Genomic DNA, 18,854 nt, shown 5'->3' with positions numbered 1-18,854 from the left:
CTGCAAACAGCCCAATACTACTTACAACTCTGGACAAAAAGTTCTTCACTGGTCTGGGATTAGATGGATTCGCTAATTATTACTATTGGAAAACGACACACCAAACGAAGTTATTCTAGCAAACCGCTGTATACCGAACGGTACGTACAGTGGTGTGAGAGGACAGGTAGGGAACTAATCCCTATCTTCCTACTCGATATTGGAGGCTTTGAAATCCTCAATGTTCAAAAGTTATCTGTCGATTTCAATAATGAAAATCTAAATTCGTATATCAAAAATAAAATCAATTGGCAAAATCGAAAACAGCATATTTCTGTCAGAGCTGCGGCTATGAATCAGCCAAATGGCTGGGTAAATGTCCCTCATGCAGTCAGTGGAATACTTTTGTAGAAGAAGTAGTAGAGAAGAGTACTTCTGCTATACCCACATGGAAAACCGAATCATCCAGCAGTCGCCGGGTAAGCAAGCCAAGTCGGGTAAATGAAATTCAGGCCTCAACTGAAACCAGAATTTTAACAGGTGACCAGGAGTTAGACAGGGTACTGGGTGGAGGCTTGGTTGAAGGATCGTTAGTGTTGATAGGCGGTGAGCCTGGCATTGGGAAGTCTACACTTATGCTGCAACTTGCACTGAGTTTGAAAGGTAAAAAATTGCTGTACATTTCTGGAGAGGAAAGTGAGCAGCAGATCAAGATGCGTGCAGAGCGAATAGTAAAAAATCCTTCGGCCGATTGCTATATTTTGACTGAAACGTCTACACAAAATATTTTTAAGCAGATTGAGATTTTAGAACCTGAAATCCTGATTGTCGATTCCATCCAGACCCTCCACTCCTCGCATATTGATTCTACACCAGGCAGTGTATCTCAGGTAAGGGAATGTACAGCCGAGTTGTTGCGTTTTGCAAAGGAAACAGGAACGCCCATTTTCTTAATTGGCCATATAACGAAAGATGGGGCTATTGCAGGTCCTAAAATCCTGGAGCATATGGTAGATACCGTTTTGCAATTTGAAGGTGATCGGCATCATGTGTATCGTATTTTACGGTCAATTAAAAATCGCTTTGGTGCCGCTGCAGAATTAGGAATTTATGAGATGCAGGGGAGCGGTTTAAGGGAAGTTTCTAACCCCTCTGAAATTTTACTTTCGCAGCGTGAGGAAGAGCTTAGTGGAATTGCTATAGCAGCAATGTTAGAAGGCGCCAGACCAATGCTAATAGAAACGCAGGCCTTGGTTAGTCATGCAGCATACGGAACGCCTCAGCGATCGGCTACGGGCTTCGATACCAAAAGAATGAATATGTTGCTTGCTGTATTGGAAAAACGTTGTGGCTTTCGATTGAGCACGCAGGATGTATTTTTAAATATTGCCGGAGGCATCCGGGTAGAAGACCCTGCTATAGATCTTGCCGTACTTATTGCGATTATATCCTCGCATGAAGATATTCCTGTATCATCGAAAAACTGCTTTGCCGCTGAAGTTGGGTTATCGGGGGAGATAAGGGCTGTAAATAGAATTGAGCAAAGGATTGCTGAAGCTGATAAGTTAGGCTTCGAAACCATTTATATATCAAAATATAACCTTAAGGGATTGGCATTGGAAAAATATCAGCTGGAAGTCAAGGCCGTTAGCAAGATTGAGGAAGTTTTTAACCTCATATTCGGCTAATTTAATTTGATAATATGGGTAATTATTTCCCCAAATATCCACAGTATTTCCCCGTAATTCCCCAGTTGCTATTAAATGAAAATTGAGAGTTGTTTTTGATTGTTTATAATCATTTGTAATACAGCCTGTTACTGAGTAGTTCTGCTGGTATGATACTTTGGATTAAGAATTGCCTAATGTATAATGTTGTATGTCATGGGATGTGATCTATAACAATAGGGATGATTTTCCTCGCTAGCAGTAGCTAGCGGGGATTTTTTTTGCTTTACTTAATTCTCTGCCCCAGAGATAGCCCGCTGATTTCTGATTATTTTTTGCAAACCAAAAAAGGAAACAATCCCTATAGTTACGCCAACAATAATTAATGCTTTCGCTGTCATGTGATTTGATTATTTAAAATTTTATGCCATAATGGTTATAACATAAACGGTTAAGTAACCAATTTGTTTACCTGGATTTGTTATTCAGGTGTGTAGAGAAGAGATTTAGCCCTAACTTATTTAAGGCGTAGCAACTTTTTAAGCGATAATAGAACAACTGGCTTGTCAGGGCATCAATTGGGAACTGATTAATAACATTTTCCAATTGACGCCACTTTACCTAATGCAGTCTTTGCTTTCCATCTGGTTTGCATAAATAGAACAACAGACAAATGCTAATGAGGATGGTGACTGAACCCGCGATTAAATTATATTTCTCTATCATATTTGGTTGTTTAGTTTCTACAAATTATAACATGTTTGTTACAAAAACAAGAGCTAAACAAAATTGGAATGTTTTTTTATTGCAGGGAGCCAAATGTGGCAATAGTTATTGATAATCGGTAACCCTCTACCTATAGTTACTTATTCGGAAAATTTGAATAAATTTGATCTTAGATAGCGTTTAAAGGAAACTAAAATCATAGCACTATGAAAAGGATCATCTTAATTTTAGGTTTTTGTTTAACAGCCGTATTAGGCTTTGCACAAACAGACTTCAAAGGGCAGCAATTTGGAGAAGGCGTTAAAGCCGGGAATGTTAAGCCTGCTGCTAAAATGGAAAGCGCAATGGGCGATCAGCAATCTGTAGATATGAAGATTGAAGGTAAGGTGGTTGATGTATGTCAGAAAAAGGGCTGTTGGATGACTTTGGAAATGCCTAATGGCGAGCCGATGAGGGTAACATTTAAGGACTATGCTTTTTTTATGCCTAAAGATATTGCTGGTAAAAGAGTTGTTTTAGATGGTATTGCAAAGAGACAAACTATTTCCGTTGAAACGCTGAGACATTACGCTGAGGATGCAAAGAAATCTCCTGAGGAGGTGGCTAAAATTACCGATCCGAAAAAAGAATTAGCATTTGAAGCGAAGGGCGTAGTCATTCTTGATAAGTAATAACAGCTTGAGGAAAATTAAGAGCGGTCTTAACCTGCATTGATTTAACCGCCTTAGGCAGCTCAGTTGCTCGTTCAAATTTTTTCTTGTCAATTTTTCCTTACCCCATAAATCTCGTGTTTCCGTGGCAAAATTATTTTACTTTCATTTAAACGGGGCCGCGGAGTAAGTAGGCATAGAAGACAATAAGCTGGTTTATAAGCATCTATTTGTGCTTAATGAACTAATGAACCCATATAAAAAAGAAATCCCGATCCAGTAAAGCATCGGGATTTCTTTTTATCTGTAAATCCTAACTAAAGAACCCAGTTCCAACCGAATTCATCAGGAGTTAATCCGTAGCGGATATCATTTAGTTTTTTAGCGATTCCATTAGAGATGCTTCTCGTAGCTGGATCAGTTAAGGTGTAAAGTTCTCCCTGGTAACCAATCTCACCGATGTGGGTAACTGTAGCGGCTGTACCTGCGGCAAAAGCTTCAGTTAAACTACCATCTTTAATTCCGGCAATAATTTCTTGTACAGAAACCCTTCTTTCTTCTACCTCTACACCAGCCTTTTTAGCAAGTTTGATGATGGTATCTCTTGTAACACCATCCAATACTGTACTTCTAACCGAAGGTGTAACCAGCTTTCCGTTAATTACGAAAATAAGGTTTGCTGTGCCAGCTTCTTCAATAAACTCATGCGTTGATGCATCAGTCCAGATTAACTGATCAAAGCCTTCTTTTTTAGCTTCTTCGAAAGGATACAAAGAGCGGGCATAGTTTCCAGCTGTTTTAGCATAACCAACACCTCCATCATCTGCACGGGTGTATTCCGTTTCGATTTTAACTTTTAATGCATTGCTGTAATACGGGCCTGTAGGTGTAGTTAATAAAGCAAATTTATAAGTATCAGAAGCCTTAACGCCTAAATATGGATCGGTAGCGAACATTACCGGACGGATATAAAGGGCGTAATCTTCTTGAGAAGGAACCCATTTTTCATCAGCTTGAATTAATGTAGCTAAGCCTTGCATAAAGATATCTTCAGGTATAGACGGCATAGACATTCTTGCTGCTGATTTATTAAAACGCTCAAAGTTCTTATCTGCACGGAAGACACTAATTCTACCATCTGGCTGGCGATATGCTTTTAACCCTTCAAAAATGGCTTGGCCATAATGTAATGCAGAGATAGCAGGGCTCATCAAGATTGGACCGTAAGGTAAGACCTGTAGGTTTTTCCATTCGCCATCTTCGTAGTCAGCGGTAAACATATGGTCGGTAAAAACTTTACCGAATGGTAATTGTGAAAAATCAGTAACCGTCAAACGTGTTTGATCAGCTTTGGTGATTTTTATGTCTAATGTTTCGGTCATACTATTGAAATTTTGAATGCGTAAATTTTGAATGATCAAATGGTTATTCGGTCATTCAGAATTCAATCATTCTGTCATTAAATTATTATAGTGCAAAACTAGCAAAAAAGGCGCTTTTTTTATAGTCTTTTCAAATATTAATCTTTGTTTTTGAGTGTTTTAAGTACACTAAGCAGTGGTCTTATCTTAATCATGTGGATGCTTGTAGGCTGAGAATTTTCAGTCTGAGATGGTGCCGCAAAGTTGACAAAGATTTTGCGGGAAATACTAAAATTTATACATTTGGATAATGGCGATGGGGTGCCGCCAAAACCGCCAAACAGGCTGATGACTCCTACAATTTATTTATAATTGATTTAAAATGCCTGTTAAAAGAGTCACAGAAGGTTTTCTATTGCCTTCTTACCAGTTTCTGAAAATAGAATTTGGCGTAGTTTTTTTAAATACACTGAAATGGCTATTGTTTTCAGCCTTATTGGGTAGTCTGATAGGTTCTGCCTCAGCATTTTTTCTGGTGAGTTTGAATTGGGTTACGCAGTGGCGAGAAAGCCATGTGTGGATTATTTCTCTATTGCCTCTGGCTGGATTAATTATTGGCCTTTGCTATTATTATTGGGGAAAATCGGTAGTTAAGGGGAATAATCTCCTGATTGAGGAATTGCAGCAACCCAGAGACATTATTCCACTAATTATGGCTCCATTAATTTATGGTGCAACGATTGTAACCCATCTTTTCGGAGGCTCGGCTGGGCGGGAGGGTACAGCGGTTCAGATTGGTGGTGCACTTGCCGATCAATTTACCCGAGTTTTTAAATTTAAACCCCGTGACCGAAAAATCATATTGATTTGTGGAATCAGTGCAGGGTTCGCTTCTGTTTTTGGTACTCCGCTGGCGGGTGCAGTTTTTGGGTTGGAAGTATTTGTTGTTGGCAGCCTGGTTTATAGCGCGATTCTACCTGCTTTTATCACTGCTGTATTTGCCCATTATGTATGTTTGGCTTGGGGAGTTGGTCATACTCATTATGCTATTGGTCAAATTCCGGAGATGAATGCCTTCAACATTCTTTTGGCCTTAGGCTGTGGGGTTATTTTTGGATGGGCTGCCCGAAGCTTCTCGGCACTTAACCATGGCTTGACCAATCTTTTTTCCAAAATAAAATATCCTCCATTTCGACCTGTAATAGGCGGATTAATATTGGTCGCCATTATTTATTTAATGGGTACCACCAAGTATATTGGCCTGGGTATTCCCACCATTTCGGTATCCTTCGCAGAACAACAGGCCTACTATGTATTTGCTATTAAACTTGCTTTAACTGCGCTAACCCTGAGTGCTGGATTTAAAGGGGGAGAAGTAACGCCCTTATTTTTTATTGGTGCTACGTTAGGGAGTTTCCTGAGTGTTTTTATTCCATTACCTATCGGATTACTTGCAGGAATGGGCTTTGTTGCTGTTTTCGCCGGAGCTGCCAATACACCATTGGCTTGTATATTGATGGGAATGGAATTGTTTGGTACCGCATCAGGCATGTATGTTGCATTAGCCTGCGTTGCCGCCTATTTATTTTCCGGCCATACCGGAATATACCGCTCTCAAAGCATTGGAAGCCCTAAACATTTGCTTTTGAAAAGACGATAGGTTTCGTTTTAAGGTAATTATCTCACCTAACTGTCCATTTAGGGGATATTTTAAAAACATTGATCATTCCCGTTAGAAAAGAGAATGATCAATGTTAATCAATTTAGTAAAGCACTCTAAATTTAATGGTCTGCTCAATTTTCTTCAATGATTTAAACAGCTGTTTATCGTATTCCGTATTGATATCTGTAATGGCATAGCCGATTTCTGCATTTGTCATTAAGAATTGTCCCACAATGTTAATGTTGTGTTTCGCAAAAACGGTGTTGATTTTCGCCATAATTCCAGGTACGTTTTTATGGATGTGTATCAGTCGATGCGATTTATCTATTTTAGGAAGTTGCAAATTCGGGAAGTTAGAACTCAGATAGGTTGCGCCGGTATTCATAAAATCGATCATTCTTTTAGGAACAAAATCGATATTACGAGGATTGTTTTTTGGATCGTCAAAAACCACAATACCCATTTTCGTACATAGATCTGTATCTATTTTACCTTTTGTGTTTCCAAGGTAACCAATGGTTTTTAGTTTTACGGCTGCCTTTAATTGCTCTTTACTTAATTTTTCTCCATCTGCTAAAAGGATTACACCTACATCTTTTACATATTTTTCTTCAAAAGAAGTTTTATGTCTGATTGATAAACCATCATTTTTTAACAGGGCTATACTTTTAGGGTCGACATCCCCGATTACCAGGGTGAGAATTCTGTTTTTAGGATATGAAATCGCTCTTGGCAGATTATTAACATATAAAAACTCGTCAAAGCTTGGGGTGATGTGGTCTGCCTTTTCAATAATTGTTTGACGGGCAATATTTTCTGTAAAAGCAAAAAACTTATTAATCAAGCCACTTTCGCGTAGTTGGAAATCAGAATAACCATCACCAATACCAAAAAGCTCACCCTCCAGTTTGAGGTGTTGCAGGAGTTTTACTTTCCCCCCTTCTTCACTCAATGGATTAGCATGGTCATAATCGATAATTTTGCCATCGCCAGTAGTTACGAAAGTATTGGCATAGATATTTTCCTTTTTGATGTGATACTGACTGACCACCGGAGTGATAAATTCTTTAAACCCTCCTGAAACAATCAACACTTCATCAGCATGTTTCTTAAAGAAATCTGCATTTCGGGAAAATGATGTCGATACCTTTTTCTTCAAGTGCTTAATCAATTGCTTTAAATGCTCTTCGTTTGCTTCGAGTAACTTAACCCTTTGAGCTAAGCTTTCAGAAAAAGAGAGTTTTCCTTCCATCGCCAGGTTGGTGTAATCTTCGATTTTTTGGAAAATGAGTTCCTTTTCAGGATGCTTTTTAAGAGAGATGCGGGCAAGTTCATCAAGAGCCTCTACTTGTGTAAATGTGCTATCGAAATCGATAATGTAATATGCTTTTTGTTTGGGCATTATCTTAAGTATTGTGTAATTTCTGTTATGCTGTTACTGATAGGTTTAAAAACTATACCTGTTTGTTTTATAATTTTATTATTGTCGTAATAACTTAGTGTTGTGCTACTTTCGGCCGTGTCTTTAGTTATCGATGGTTCTTTGCCTGTAAAGATAGAAAAGAATTTTAAAGCCCGCCATGCCATTCCGAGCATCCAGGGTTTAGCTTCTTTTGTCGGGGCTTTTACCCCAAAGCCCTCAGCAATTTCTGTGAAAAGTTGTTTGTAGTGATAATTTTCTGAGGAAATGATATATCTTTCTGCACTAATCTCTGAATTCATCAACTGGATCATTGATTTGGCTACATCTGTTACATCTACAAAACCTATTGCACCCCTGGTGAAGAATGGGAAGCCATTTTTAACTAACTTAAAAATTGAGCCACTTCCTTCGAAACCTGCATTCTTGCCAATAATAACTGATGGGTTTACAATGATGGCCTCTAATCCTTCAGAAATACCCCGCCATACTTCCATCTCACTTTCATATTTAGAAAGTGCATAGGCATGCGCTTTTGAATTATATTCCCAAAGATCTTTTTCTGTGATATTTTTCCCTTTTTTGGCTTCGCCCAATGCGGCAATGGAGCTCACGTGAAGCAATCTGCAGTTGTTTTCCAAACAGAGATTAACGATGTTAGCCGTGCCATCTATGTTGACGTGAAAAAGCTTTTTTTTATCTTTAGGATTTAAGGATACAAATGCTGCACAGTGGTAAACCAGGGTTACAGCGTTAAAGATATCTTCAAGGGTAGCAGGATCGTTAACGTCACCTATCACCCAATTGATCAGCTTATTGTCTTGTAGTATAGCTGGTACTTTCGACTTTTCCCTTTTGAGGGCGATAACGGTTAAGCCATTGTCGGTTAACTGTTTAATAAGTTCGGAACCTAAAAATCCCGTTCCGCCTGTTACCAGTATCATTTATATTTTTTTTGAGCTATGTGTGGAAATACGCATTCAAAAATAGATATTTGAGCCGATAGTTTTAAATATATGTCATTAACAGATTTCTTTTCACCCATTAATCCGGAAAGTTTTACACCTAAGCGAGGATTTCTAACCAGCCAATTAGGGATGAGGGCACAGATTTTTACCGAATCATTCCCCGATTTAGAGGAAGAAACTTTTGACTTGGCCATTTTTGGAGTGCTTGACGGAAGAAGTGCTGTTAATAACGAAGGTTGTGCTTTAGGCCCGGATTACTTCCGGGAAAAGTTTTACAAGCTCAATGAAGGTGCTTTCAGCTGCCGGATTGTTGATTTAGGAAATATTAAACATGGTGCAACAATAGCGGATACTTACATTGCTGTTAAGATGGCGGTTGCAGAATTGGTTAAAAGGGATATTATTCCGATTATAATTGGCGGAGGACAGGATCTGACTTATGCCCAATATATGGGATACGAGGATCTAGAGCAAAAGGTGGATCTGGTTATTGTAGATAATCAATTTGATATTGATGATGATAATGAAGATGGAATCGCCACGCGTTCTGATTGTTACCTGAATAAAATTTTCTTACATCAGCCGAACTATCTTTTCAATTTCAGCAATATTGGCTATCAAACTTATTTTGTTAATCAGGAAAGCCTGAGTGTAATGGATAAGCTTTATTTTGATGTACACCGGCTAGGAGAGTTTGCACAGGATATCACCTTAACAGAACCCATTATTCGCAATGCGAATATGATCAGTTTCGATATGGGGGCTATCCGCTCTGCAGATGCAGCGGGAAATGCCAATACTACCCCTAATGGCTTTGATGGAGAGGAGGCCTGCAGGCTTGCTCGATATGCAGGAATGAACGATAAGCTAAGTTCCATCGGTTTTTATGAGTTTAACCCGGCTTACGATAGTAATGGACAAACGGCTTTCTTATTAGCTCAAATGGTTTGGTACTTTGTTGATGGCTTTTATGCCCGTAAAAAGGATTTTCCGTTGAGCCCAAAATCTCAGTTTATTATATACCGAACAAGCTTAAAGGATGGTTCTGGCGAAATGACTTTTGTGAAGAGCAAAAAATCAGATCGTTGGTGGATGCAGGTTCCCTATCCTTCAGGACAGTCGAAAAATGAACGTTATCACCTGGTGCCGTGCCGCTATGATGACTATCAGACTGCCGTGAATGGCGATATGCCCGATTTGTGGTGGAGGACTTATCAAAAGCTATCATAATTTTACACAGGTATTTACGTTTTAGGCGTACATTATTTTATATTTGAATTATAAACTGACTTTCATGAAAAAAATATTATTGTCTGCATTGGCTATATTGCCCTTAGCAGCTTTGGCTCAAAAGCCCTTTGCCCTTACGGGAGACGTTAAAGGTTTAAAAACTGGCGATAAGATTTATCTTGTTTATCAAAATGATGGACAAACTATAACTGATTCTACATTGGTTACCAATGGTGCTTTTGCATTTAAGGGTAATTTAGTGAGCCCTGTACAGGCAAACTTGTTTTTAAATAAAAATCCTTATGTAAAACGCCCGGCACAAGGTGAAAAATTAGATGCATTATCCTTTTACGTTGAACCAGGAGCGTTAAAAGTTACTGCTGCAGATTCACTTAAGAATGCTGGTGTTACTGGATCTCCTGTTAATGAGGATGCTAAAAAATTGAAGGTGCTAACCAAGCCTGTTAATGATCAGTTAGCATTAATTAATGCCGAGTATGCCAAATTTACACCCGAGCAAAAAAAGGATAGAGCTTTAGTGGAAGCATTGGGTGCAAGATATGAGAAAGCATCTGCAGGCTTAGCGCCAATATTTTTAAATTTTGCTAAAACTAATCCAAAGTCATTTATCAGTTTAACTTCTATCAGCCAGTTGGCCGGTGACCCTGATCAGGCTGTTGAGGCAGAGAAAGCTTTTACTGCTTTGTCTCCAGATTTAAAAGCTTCTCCATCTGGAAAGAAGCTGGCACAATTATTTGATGCAGGTAGAAAAACTGCTGTTGGTGCTTTGGCAATGGATTTTACTCAAAATGATCCAGATGGCAAACCGGTTAAATTATCAGACTTTAAAGGTAAGTATGTGCTGGTTGATTTCTGGGCTTCCTGGTGTGGTCCTTGTCGCGGAGAAAACCCTAACGTAGTAACCGCTTACAACAAGTTTAAAGATAAAGGCTTTACGGTTTTGGGTGTATCTTTAGACCGCCCTGGGCAAAAAGAAGCTTGGTTAAAAGCAATTGCAGATGATAAATTAACCTGGACACATGTTTCAGATTTAAAATTCTGGGACAATGAAGTAGCCAAGATGTACGGCATTCGTTCTATTCCTGCAAACTTTTTAATTGATCCAACTGGTAAAATTATTGCTAAAGGACTTAGAGAGCAAGCTTTGCAAGATAAACTTCAAGAATTATTGGGAAGTAAATCTAAATAAGAAATTACATAAAAAAGAAAGCCGCGATTGTAAATCAATCGCGGCTTTCTTTTTTATTATAGAATTGGTTTATACTAGATCAAAACCAATATCTTCTCTAAAATATTTGCCATCGAAATAAATTCTGCCGGCATCAGCAGTTGCTGATTGTAATGCTGTAAATAAGTCTTTTTGTAAACTTGTGATGGCAATAACACGGCCACCGTTCGTTTTTACTACATCATTTTCTATGAGCGTTCCGGCATGAAATGCATAAGAATGACGTAAGTTTTCGATGCCAGACATGGCCTTACCTTTTAAGTATTCACCAGGGTAACCACCAGCAACAATCATCACTGTCGCCGCAACCTCTTCGCTAACTTCTAATCTAACTTGATTTAATTGTTTTTTGGAAGTAGCAACGAAAAGCTCTACCAGGTCATTTTTAATTCGAGGGATTACGCTTTCTGTTTCCGGATCTCCCATGCGGGCATTATACTCAATTACGTAAGGCTCTTCTCCAACCTTAATTAAACCGAAAAAGATAAAGCCGGTATAATCAATGCCATCTGCCTTTAATCCGTTAACGGTAGGTTTTATAATGCGCTCATCAATTTTATCCAAAAATTCTTTTGTGGCAAATGGTACTGGAGATACAGAACCCATTCCACCGGTATTTAAGCCAGTATCTCCCTGGCCAATTCTTTTATAATCTTTAGCTTCAGGTAGGGTGATGTAGTTTTCTCCATCTGTTAAAACGAATACAGAAAGTTCTATTCCACTCAAAAATTCTTCAATTACAACAGTTGCGCCTGCCGCACCGAATTTTCCGCCCAGCATTAATTTTAATTCTTCCTGCGCTTCGATAGTTTCTGTACAGATTAAAACTCCTTTTCCGGCAGCTAAACCATCAGCTTTTAAAACTACAGGTAAGGCATGGTCTTGTAAGTAGGCTAAACCATCTTCTAAAGTTTCTGGTGTGAAAGATCTTGAAGCCGCAGTAGGGATATTATGGCGCTGCATAAACTGCTTGGAGAAATCTTTACTACCTTCTAAAATAGCCCCTTCTTTCTTGGGCCCGATAACCGGAACGTGTGCAATGGTGCTATCATTAAGGAAGAAATCATGAATACCATTCACTAGTGGTTCTTCTGGTCCTACCACAACCATGTCAATGTTTTCTGCCAGGACAATTTTTTTGATAGCGTCAAAATCATTAACACTTACATTGATGTTGGTGCCATAAGTTCCTGTGCCTCCATTACCTGGTGCAATAATGAGTTTGTCGCAAAGCGAAGATTGACTGATTTTCCAAGCGAATGTACTTTCTCTGCCGCCTGAACCTAGTAGTAAGATATTCATAGGGGCAAAGATAAATTAAAATGTAAGATGTGGGAGGGAAAATGTGAAAAGTACCTGAAAGGGATAATATTGGTTTTAAGCAATTTGACTTGTAAGGGGGCGTTACCTTTACAAGTCAAATTTTAGTCTATTTTGCGTTGCGGGTCATTTGGGCTAACATATCCCACATTTCGTCTGGTATGGCTTCGAGTCCATTAAATTGTCCTGCTCCTTGCAGCCATTCGCCACCATCAATACTAATTATTTCTCCGTTAATGTAGCCTGAAAAATCGCTCACCAAAAATGCCGCCAGGTTAGCCAGTTCCTGATGATCGCCCACTCTTTTTAGTGGCACTCTATTTTTGAAGTCAAACTTTTTAGCCAAATCGCCGGGAAGAAGTCTTTCCCAGGCACCTTTAGTAGGAAATGGCCCCGGAGCGATAGCATTGGTACGAATGCCATATTTGCCCCATTCTACAGCCAAAGAGCGTGTTAAAGCCAATACGCCTCCTTTTGCACATGCAGAAGGAACAACATAGGCCGAGCCCGTAAAAGCATATGTAGTGATGATATTGAGCACTGTTGCGGCTTGTTTTTCTTTAATCCAATGTTTTCCGAAGGCTAAAGTACAGTTCACTGTTCCTTTTAGTACGATATCAATAATGGAAGAGAAAGCATTAGCAGATAATTTTTCTGTTGGAGAAATAAAATTACCGGCAGCGTTGTTCAATAAAACATCTACTCGTCCAAACGTTTCAATTGTTTTGGCCAGGAGATGATCAATCTGATCTGTATCTCTAACATCGCAAGCTACAGCGAGTACTTTTCCCCCAGTTTTTTCCTCCATTTCATCAGCAGTTTTTTGGAGTACATCTTGCTTTCGGCTGGTAATCACCAGATTTGCACCCAGTTTTAAAAAATAGATACCCATGGCCTTACCTAATCCGGTTCCTCCACCGGTAATTACGATGGTTTTGCCTTTTAAGGCATCTTCCCGAAGCATTGGTGAATTATATGCAAGCATTTTCTTTAAGGGTTAATCGGTTTATGTGATTTAGACAAAGTAGGTATTTTTGATCTTTTTCCTCAATATTGCGGCTATTTTCTTTGCAAGTTTGCCAATATGGTTTTTAATATGTGGCGTGTTGATGGTGACCACCATTGGGCGAGCATTTTTTCTAATTCGGCCGATTGATCCTTTCTAGTGATTGCAATTAGCTCTTCGCGGATATTGAGTTTGGTTTGCGACCAGGTATTACCTTCAAGCTCCATGTATTTCTTGATTTTGCGTTCGGCAGCCGTTAGCAGGCTTTCGCTTTTAACCAATTCATCTACGAGTCCTGCTTTTAGTGCTTCTTCCGGGTTGTATAATTTCCCTGTTAACAAGCTTCTGGATGCTTCGGCCTTGCCGATCCAAAATGAATATAGCTGAAAAATGCTGTTCGGAACGATTATCCCAACAGGCACTTCATTTAGCCCGATGATGTATTGTCCTTCTGCCATGATGCGGTAATCGCAGGCTAGGGCCATTACACAACCACCCGCAGGACTATGCCCGCTAATGGCCGCAACAATGGGCTTTTTGAAGGCAACCATATTTGCTGTAAAGTTTAAAAATAATGTCCAAAATGACTTGGCCTCTTCTTCGTTATAATCGTAGAGTTCAATCAGATCGAGGCCTGCCGAGAAAAACGGGGCTGTACCGGTTAAGATTACGCCGCCAACATTATCATCTGCCGAAATATTTTGGAGCATTTCATCGAGTTCCGTAATCAGTTCACGGTTCAATGCATTTGATTTTCCTCTATCTAACGTTATTGTTGCGAGCCTGTCTTTAACGCTTACTTTAATTGTATTCATTCCGATAATTATTTAACCTCGTAAGTATATACTTTTCTTCCCAGATGGCCAAGCGCATCAATACCTTCAATTACCACACGATAAGTTCCGGGCTCATCAGCATTATAAAAACTGAAGTTGGCCTTGCCATCATTACCGGCCACTACCTGAGGATTCCAGTAGATGGTGGTTCTTAAATCTGCCCTGCTGCTTGTTGTATTGGCATCGTATTTTGGAGCATAAAACTCTCTTGAAGCGGAAAATCCTTTAGGGTTGTAAGTCAATATTCCAGGTGCATACCTGTCGTAGCTTCTGCCTCCATCTCCACGTTTAGTGGTAATGATAATTACTCCACCTCCGCCTCTTGATCCATATATGGCGGTATTACCAATACTTTTTAATAACTCAATAGACTCAACATCGTTAGGAACAACGTTATCTAAGAAATCGGCATCCATTTGCATTCCATCTACCACAATCGCTATTGGTGTATCCTGACTGCGCATTAAATAAGGGACATTACCTCTGAAAATAACGCCAGGGAGCCTTCCTTGTAAGCATTGTGATAAGGTAATACAGGTAGATAGCTGATCGGCGGTTAACACAAAGTCTGCCCTGCCTGCTCCATTTAAATTGGAAGAGTTTTTGGCAGGATTTTTCTTTTCTGTAATGGTAACCTCATCAAGCTTGATGGTTTTTTCTAATAAACCTAATCTGGCCATTTCATTAAAGTAATTGTCGCTTTCTTTAATGTATTTCATCAAGGTATTGTTTACGTTGATATCAACATCTGCACCATTTTTGTTCTTGGTTACAATCTGTCCCGGCACTACATCAAGGTTGATGTCAACAAACTTTCTTTCTGTTTTTGTTCTCGCCTGTACGATAAACTTGGTACTGTCAGAAAAACTTAAGCGATCGAATACAAACCTTCCCTCTGCATTGGTTACGGTATCTAAAATGTATGCGGTACCTTTTGTAGCCATGAGCATTACCTTTCCACCTACAACAGGTTTACCGCCTTTCATAACCGTACCACTTATAGAAATGGATTCTTCTGGTTTGTAGGTAATGTTTGGACTAAGATCATTCATGATGTTTTTCCATAAAAATCTTCTCCAACCCTGTGTTAACATCAGGTTGTCTAAGTCTTTTTGTGTTTGAATATCATCTTTTAAGAAGTAATAGTTTGGTTTTTCCACGTAGCCCATTAAATCTGAAGTGAGCAGAAGGGAAGTGAAAATATTACTTTCATTATCAACATCCGGGCTTACCTTGGTGGCATTAGTTACGGAAACAGAAAAACTTCCTAAAACCGGTTTTTGCTGGTTGGTGGCATCAAAGCTGAATGTTGTTTTTCCTTTTCTGGCAGAGGATACATCGTTGGCTTTAAGATTCAGGTCAATAATGTCTGCATTATTTTTGATGAACACCAAACGTTCTGCAAGTGGTTGATTGTCTGGAGAAAATAGGGTGAATTGAACAATACCATTTGGCAAATTCTTTTTCGCAATGCTGGCCACTAAAACTTGTTTGTCCATTTTTGCTTTAGAAACATAATATACATTTCCTCCCTGCTGAGCTACAACTTTAAGTTCTGCGCCATTTACTAAATTTTCGGAAGCCATTATTTTAAGGGAAACTTTGCCTGTATCAAGGTTGTTTAAATTCAAAGCGTATCCACTTTTGGCTGCTACGGGTAATTTAAAGCTCTTTTCCGAACCATCTTTAAACTTCACCTTTGCCGAATATGATTTATCTGTTTGTGCATTGAAAACGAAATTCCCCATCCCCAAAGCATTTGTACTAAAGGAAGTTACTTCATTTCCCGTTTCATCTGCTATGGCTCCTTGTACGCTTTCTCCATGGCCTGTAGCGTTTACTGCTTTTACTGCTATTTTTTGGGGCAATTCCTGGATCAAAGTTCCTCCCTCAGCCATGAATTGAACATCTACATCATTTGATGTTGAGGTGATGGGAATAGATTTAATTACTTTTTCCTTATTGTCCAAAGTTAGCGTAGCCACTATTTTACCCTTCTTGTTTTGGAATGCCTGACTATTTACAAAATTGATGATAGCATCTCCTTTTAAATCGGTTTTAGTTTTTCCCTTGGCTACACTCCTGTAGTCGAGTTGAACATCATAGCTTACCTCGTTTTCTTTGTATCCAATACCATTTTTGTCTTCAAAGTGTATGGTAGCGGTAACCTTGTCAGCACCGTTCTCTTTGCTGAAGTTATATTGGGTTTGCGTAAAGACTTTATTGGCCCAGCTATTACCAATCTTTATGGTTTTATCAAAAAAGAACTCGGTGCCAAAGTTGCGCATGTAGTTGGTATATGCCCGGATTCTATAATTTCCTTCTGCCAGGGAATCGGTGAGTTTAAAGTCAGCCCAGGTAATGCCGCTCATTAACGGCAGTTTGAGTTGTTTTTTTAACGAGTCTTTCTCGTTAATCAGTTCTACGTACAAAATTTTGCTGATGTTGGAAGGTGCAGAAGTTTTCGTGTTCATTACATAAGCTTTGAACCAAATGTCATCGCCAATGGCATAGTATGGCTTATCCAAATGTAGGTGTACTTTTTCCTGTGGATATTTAGCGGTGTACTCGTCTAATTTTTTTAATAGGGTTGTAAAAGGATCATCATCCATTTTAAAGGCCGAAAAACCAATTAAAACAGCTATAATGCTGAGTGCGAGAGTAATTTTGAGCTTCATTTGTGGCTTTATGTAAATAAAATATGCCTCAAGGTACAAAACCTGAGGCATATTTTGATGAAGTTATTCTGAATTTTAAAATACTAGAATTTGTTCTTCCACATCATACTTTCTACTGGTCTTGTGGTTTTATTATTGTATTTGGCATTGCCTTTTGTATTGTACATGGTTTCGATACTGCCTTCCACAACAAAGTAAATTAATTGTCCGATTGGCATTCCTGCATAAATTTTAACCGGTTGAGCAACAGATATTTCTAAAGTCCAGGTGTTGCAGAAACCAACATCTCCCTTGCCCGCAGTGGCATGAATGTCAATCCCTAGTCGCCCTGTACTGCTTTTCCCCTCTAAAAAGGGAACGTGACCATGTGTTTCAGTATATTCGAGGGTTACACCAAGGTATAATGTTCCTGGTTGTAAAATGAAACCATCTTTAGGGATTTCAAAATGTTCGATCTCGTTATGCTTCTTGGCATCAAGAACCCTGTCTTTGTAGGTGGCTAAATATTTTCCTAAATGTACATCGTAAGAATTCGTTCCTAAGCTTTCGCGTTTAAACGGCTCAATAATAATGGTGCCTTTGTCAATTTCTTCTAAAATCCTTTTATCCGATAATATCATTTTTATGCGTATTTTTGGCCTAAATTATCATTTATTTAAGATAGTTTTGCATGTAAACGCCATTTTTATAAATGCCCATAGTTTATAACAAAAATATTGACGAACATACCGTTCTGGCTATCTGGAAAATTACAGAAACCGAGGAAGACCTGTTGGCCGGATTGCAGCTTAAACAGCATGAACTAGATATTATTTCATCACTCAATAACGGGAAAAGATTGCTCCATTGGCTGAGTACGAGGTTGTTGCTTCGAACCATGCTCAATACCAAAGAATATATTGATTGCCAGTTTGATGAAGATGGTAAGCCTTATCTGGTTAACTTTGACTATCATATTTCCTTAAGTCATAGCTATGATTATGCAGCGGTAATGATGAGTAAAACATCTGCTGTAGGTGTAGATATCGAGCTTATTAAACACAAGATTAAGAGCATTAAGCATAAGTTTTTAAGCGATATTGAGTTGGCTCAAAAGCAAATAGGCGATAATACGGAGGGGCTTTATGTAGCCTGGTGTGCAAAAGAAGCTATTTACAAATGGCATGGTAAAAAGGGACTGGAATTTAAACAGCATATTCACATTAAGCCATTTAAACTGAAAGCCGAAGGGTGTTTAAATGCAATAGTTGAACTGCCAACTGGAACGAGAGCGCTAACGGTTAACTATTTTAAAACAGATGATGGTTACATGTTGGGTTATGTGGTGAGCAATTAATAAAGAAAATGAACAGTAAAGAAGATCAAACGCTTTCGGTTGGATTAGTTCCTACTCAATTTTTGGATTGGGGACTTACAGATTATCAGGAAGCCTGGGACAGGCAGGAGGAGTTGTTAAACAAAACTGTTGCGTTAAAAACGGAAAATAGAGTTAATGGAACTCATTTGCCTACACCTAATTATCTTATCTTTAACGAACATCCGCACGTTTATACCCTTGGAAAAAGTGGGCACCCGGAAAACTTATTGCTTGATGAACAAGGTTTGAAGGATAAGCAGGCTACATATTATAAGATTAACCGTGGTGGAGATATCACCTATCATGGCCCTGGACAAATTGTAGGTTACCCTATTTTGGACCTGGATAATTTTTTTACTGATATTCATCTTTATTTGAGAAAGCTGGAAGAAGCAGTGATTTTAACTTTAAAGGATTATGGCATAGAATCTGGGCGATATCCTGGGTATACCGGCGTTTGGCTGGATGCAGATAATGAAAAGGCCAGAAAAATTTGTGCTATGGGGGTTCGCTGCAGCCGTTGGGTTACCATGCATGGTTTTGCCTTTAATGTAAATGTTGATTTAGATTATTTTAAAAATATAGTTCCTTGTGGAATTGACGATAAGGCTGTAACCTCTTTAGCTGCCGAATTGGGGAGAACGCTGGATATGGAAGAAGTGAAAGGGAAACTCAAAAAACACATTGCCGAACTTTTTAAAATGGATCTCCAGCCTTAAAAAATCCGTAAATTAGAGATGAAGT

15 protein-coding genes and 1 riboswitch are annotated in these 18,854 nt (G+C 38.9%); of the genes, 7 read left to right on the top strand and 8 right to left on the bottom strand.

Annotated features, from left to right (window positions below; all coding sequences use genetic code 11):
- Nucleotides 1-287: 287 nt before the first annotated feature.
- Together radA and BMX11_RS05150 are read left to right on the top strand one after the other, a co-directional pair.
- Nucleotides 288-1,667, top strand: a complete 1,380-nt coding sequence (gene radA / locus BMX11_RS05155) for a DNA repair protein RadA (RefSeq protein ID WP_090882119.1) — start codon at nucleotides 288-290, stop codon at nucleotides 1,665-1,667.
- A gap of 911 nt (nucleotides 1,668-2,578) precedes the next feature.
- Nucleotides 2,579-3,043 carry a DUF4920 domain-containing protein gene (locus BMX11_RS05150; protein WP_090882117.1) on the top strand — a complete coding sequence of 155 codons (465 nt, stop codon included), beginning with the start codon at nucleotides 2,579-2,581 and terminating at the stop codon, nucleotides 3,041-3,043.
- A gap of 296 nt (nucleotides 3,044-3,339) precedes the next feature.
- Here BMX11_RS05150 and BMX11_RS05145 read toward each other — a convergent pair whose 3' ends face one another.
- Nucleotides 3,340-4,404, bottom strand: a complete 1,065-nt coding sequence (locus BMX11_RS05145) for a branched-chain amino acid aminotransferase (protein WP_090882115.1) — start codon at nucleotides 4,402-4,404, stop codon at nucleotides 3,340-3,342.
- A gap of 282 nt (nucleotides 4,405-4,686) precedes the next feature.
- A riboswitch (Fluoride riboswitch) is annotated at nucleotides 4,687-4,748 on the top strand.
- Nucleotides 4,749-4,765: 17 nt separating this feature from the next.
- On the opposite strand from BMX11_RS05145, the gene BMX11_RS05140 reads away from it, so the two are divergent.
- Nucleotides 4,766-6,043, top strand: a complete 1,278-nt coding sequence (locus BMX11_RS05140) for a voltage-gated chloride channel family protein (protein WP_090882113.1) — start codon at nucleotides 4,766-4,768, stop codon at nucleotides 6,041-6,043.
- 103 nt (nucleotides 6,044-6,146) lie between these two features.
- Here BMX11_RS05140 and BMX11_RS05135 read toward each other — a convergent pair whose 3' ends face one another.
- Both BMX11_RS05135 and BMX11_RS05130 read right to left on the bottom strand, forming a co-directional pair.
- Nucleotides 6,147-7,448: an HAD-IB family phosphatase gene (locus tag BMX11_RS05135; protein ID WP_090882110.1), complete on the bottom strand. Its 1,302-nt coding sequence runs from the start codon at nucleotides 7,446-7,448 to the stop codon at nucleotides 6,147-6,149.
- Complete coding sequence (locus tag BMX11_RS05130) at nucleotides 7,448-8,410, bottom strand: SDR family NAD(P)-dependent oxidoreductase (RefSeq protein WP_090882108.1); 963 nt, start codon at nucleotides 8,408-8,410, stop codon at nucleotides 7,448-7,450. Before BMX11_RS05130 ends, BMX11_RS05135 begins: the two co-directional genes overlap by 1 nt.
- 72 nt (nucleotides 8,411-8,482) lie before the next feature.
- On the opposite strand from BMX11_RS05130, the gene BMX11_RS05125 reads away from it, so the two are divergent.
- Together BMX11_RS05125 and BMX11_RS05120 are read left to right on the top strand one after the other, a co-directional pair.
- On the top strand, nucleotides 8,483-9,664 hold the full coding sequence (locus tag BMX11_RS05125) for a formimidoylglutamase (protein ID WP_090882106.1): 1,182 nt from the start codon (nucleotides 8,483-8,485) through the stop codon (nucleotides 9,662-9,664).
- Nucleotides 9,665-9,728: 64 nt separating this feature from the next.
- Entirely contained in the window at nucleotides 9,729-10,874 is a 1,146-nt protein-coding gene (locus BMX11_RS05120) for a TlpA disulfide reductase family protein (RefSeq protein WP_090882105.1), read from the top strand.
- Between the two features lie 69 nt (nucleotides 10,875-10,943).
- Here BMX11_RS05120 and purD read toward each other — a convergent pair whose 3' ends face one another.
- From purD to dcd, 5 genes are all read right to left on the bottom strand, one after another.
- Nucleotides 10,944-12,215, bottom strand: a complete 1,272-nt coding sequence (purD, locus tag BMX11_RS05115) for a phosphoribosylamine--glycine ligase (protein WP_090882104.1) — start codon at nucleotides 12,213-12,215, stop codon at nucleotides 10,944-10,946.
- Nucleotides 12,216-12,342: 127 nt separating this feature from the next.
- Nucleotides 12,343-13,218 carry an SDR family oxidoreductase gene (locus BMX11_RS05110; RefSeq protein ID WP_090882103.1) on the bottom strand — a complete coding sequence of 292 codons (876 nt, stop codon included), beginning with the start codon at nucleotides 13,216-13,218 and terminating at the stop codon, nucleotides 12,343-12,345.
- Between the two features lie 74 nt (nucleotides 13,219-13,292).
- Nucleotides 13,293-14,054, bottom strand: coding sequence for an enoyl-CoA hydratase/isomerase family protein (locus tag BMX11_RS05105; RefSeq protein WP_090882102.1), 762 nt, complete (start codon nucleotides 14,052-14,054; stop codon nucleotides 13,293-13,295).
- Between the two features lie 8 nt (nucleotides 14,055-14,062).
- Nucleotides 14,063-16,753 (bottom strand): carboxypeptidase-like regulatory domain-containing protein, encoded by a 2,691-nt coding sequence (locus tag BMX11_RS05100; protein ID WP_175474474.1) that lies wholly within the window; start codon nucleotides 16,751-16,753, stop codon nucleotides 14,063-14,065.
- Nucleotides 16,754-16,836: 83 nt separating this feature from the next.
- Nucleotides 16,837-17,373: a dCTP deaminase gene (gene dcd, locus BMX11_RS05095; RefSeq protein WP_090882100.1), complete on the bottom strand. Its 537-nt coding sequence runs from the start codon at nucleotides 17,371-17,373 to the stop codon at nucleotides 16,837-16,839.
- A 71-nt stretch (nucleotides 17,374-17,444) separates the two neighbouring features.
- On the opposite strand from dcd, the gene BMX11_RS05090 reads away from it, so the two are divergent.
- Nucleotides 17,445-18,089 carry a 4'-phosphopantetheinyl transferase family protein gene (locus BMX11_RS05090; RefSeq protein ID WP_090882098.1) on the top strand — a complete coding sequence of 215 codons (645 nt, stop codon included), beginning with the start codon at nucleotides 17,445-17,447 and terminating at the stop codon, nucleotides 18,087-18,089.
- A gap of 8 nt (nucleotides 18,090-18,097) precedes the next feature.
- On the top strand, nucleotides 18,098-18,829 hold the full coding sequence (lipB, locus tag BMX11_RS05085) for a lipoyl(octanoyl) transferase LipB (RefSeq protein WP_090882096.1): 732 nt from the start codon (nucleotides 18,098-18,100) through the stop codon (nucleotides 18,827-18,829).
- The last annotated feature ends 25 nt before the right edge of the window (nucleotides 18,830-18,854 follow it).

It is taken from the genome of Pedobacter rhizosphaerae, assembly GCF_900111155.1.
GTDB classification, from domain to species: domain Bacteria; phylum Bacteroidota; class Bacteroidia; order Sphingobacteriales; family Sphingobacteriaceae; genus Pedobacter; species Pedobacter rhizosphaerae.
The sequence above is the reverse complement of the archived record's forward strand: the minus strand, read 5'-3'. Positions and strand labels throughout refer to the sequence as shown.

Excerpts from the sequence above, each read along its gene's own strand:
- BMX11_RS05125 (WP_090882106.1), top strand. The coding sequence starts at position 8,483 with ATGTCATTAACAGATTTCTTTTCACCCATTAATCCGGAAAGTTTTACA.
- dcd (WP_090882100.1), bottom strand. The coding sequence starts at position 17,373 with ATGATATTATCGGATAAAAGGATTTTAGAAGAAATTGACAAAGGCACC.
- BMX11_RS05105 (WP_090882102.1), bottom strand. The coding sequence starts at position 14,054 with ATGAATACAATTAAAGTAAGCGTTAAAGACAGGCTCGCAACAATAACG.
- BMX11_RS05150 (WP_090882117.1), top strand. The coding sequence starts at position 2,579 with ATGAAAAGGATCATCTTAATTTTAGGTTTTTGTTTAACAGCCGTATTA.
- BMX11_RS05100 (WP_175474474.1), bottom strand. The coding sequence starts at position 16,753 with ATGAAGCTCAAAATTACTCTCGCACTCAGCATTATAGCTGTTTTAATT.
- BMX11_RS05120 (WP_090882105.1), top strand. The coding sequence starts at position 9,729 with ATGAAAAAAATATTATTGTCTGCATTGGCTATATTGCCCTTAGCAGCT.
- BMX11_RS05090 (WP_090882098.1), top strand. The coding sequence starts at position 17,445 with ATGCCCATAGTTTATAACAAAAATATTGACGAACATACCGTTCTGGCT.
- lipB (WP_090882096.1), top strand. The coding sequence starts at position 18,098 with ATGAACAGTAAAGAAGATCAAACGCTTTCGGTTGGATTAGTTCCTACT.
- BMX11_RS05110 (WP_090882103.1), bottom strand. The coding sequence starts at position 13,218 with ATGCTTGCATATAATTCACCAATGCTTCGGGAAGATGCCTTAAAAGGC.
- BMX11_RS05130 (WP_090882108.1), bottom strand. The coding sequence starts at position 8,410 with ATGATACTGGTAACAGGCGGAACGGGATTTTTAGGTTCCGAACTTATT.
- BMX11_RS05145 (WP_090882115.1), bottom strand. The coding sequence starts at position 4,404 with ATGACCGAAACATTAGACATAAAAATCACCAAAGCTGATCAAACACGT.
- BMX11_RS05140 (WP_090882113.1), top strand. The coding sequence starts at position 4,766 with ATGCCTGTTAAAAGAGTCACAGAAGGTTTTCTATTGCCTTCTTACCAG.
- purD (WP_090882104.1), bottom strand. The coding sequence starts at position 12,215 with ATGAATATCTTACTACTAGGTTCAGGCGGCAGAGAAAGTACATTCGCT.
- BMX11_RS05135 (WP_090882110.1), bottom strand. The coding sequence starts at position 7,448 with ATGCCCAAACAAAAAGCATATTACATTATCGATTTCGATAGCACATTT.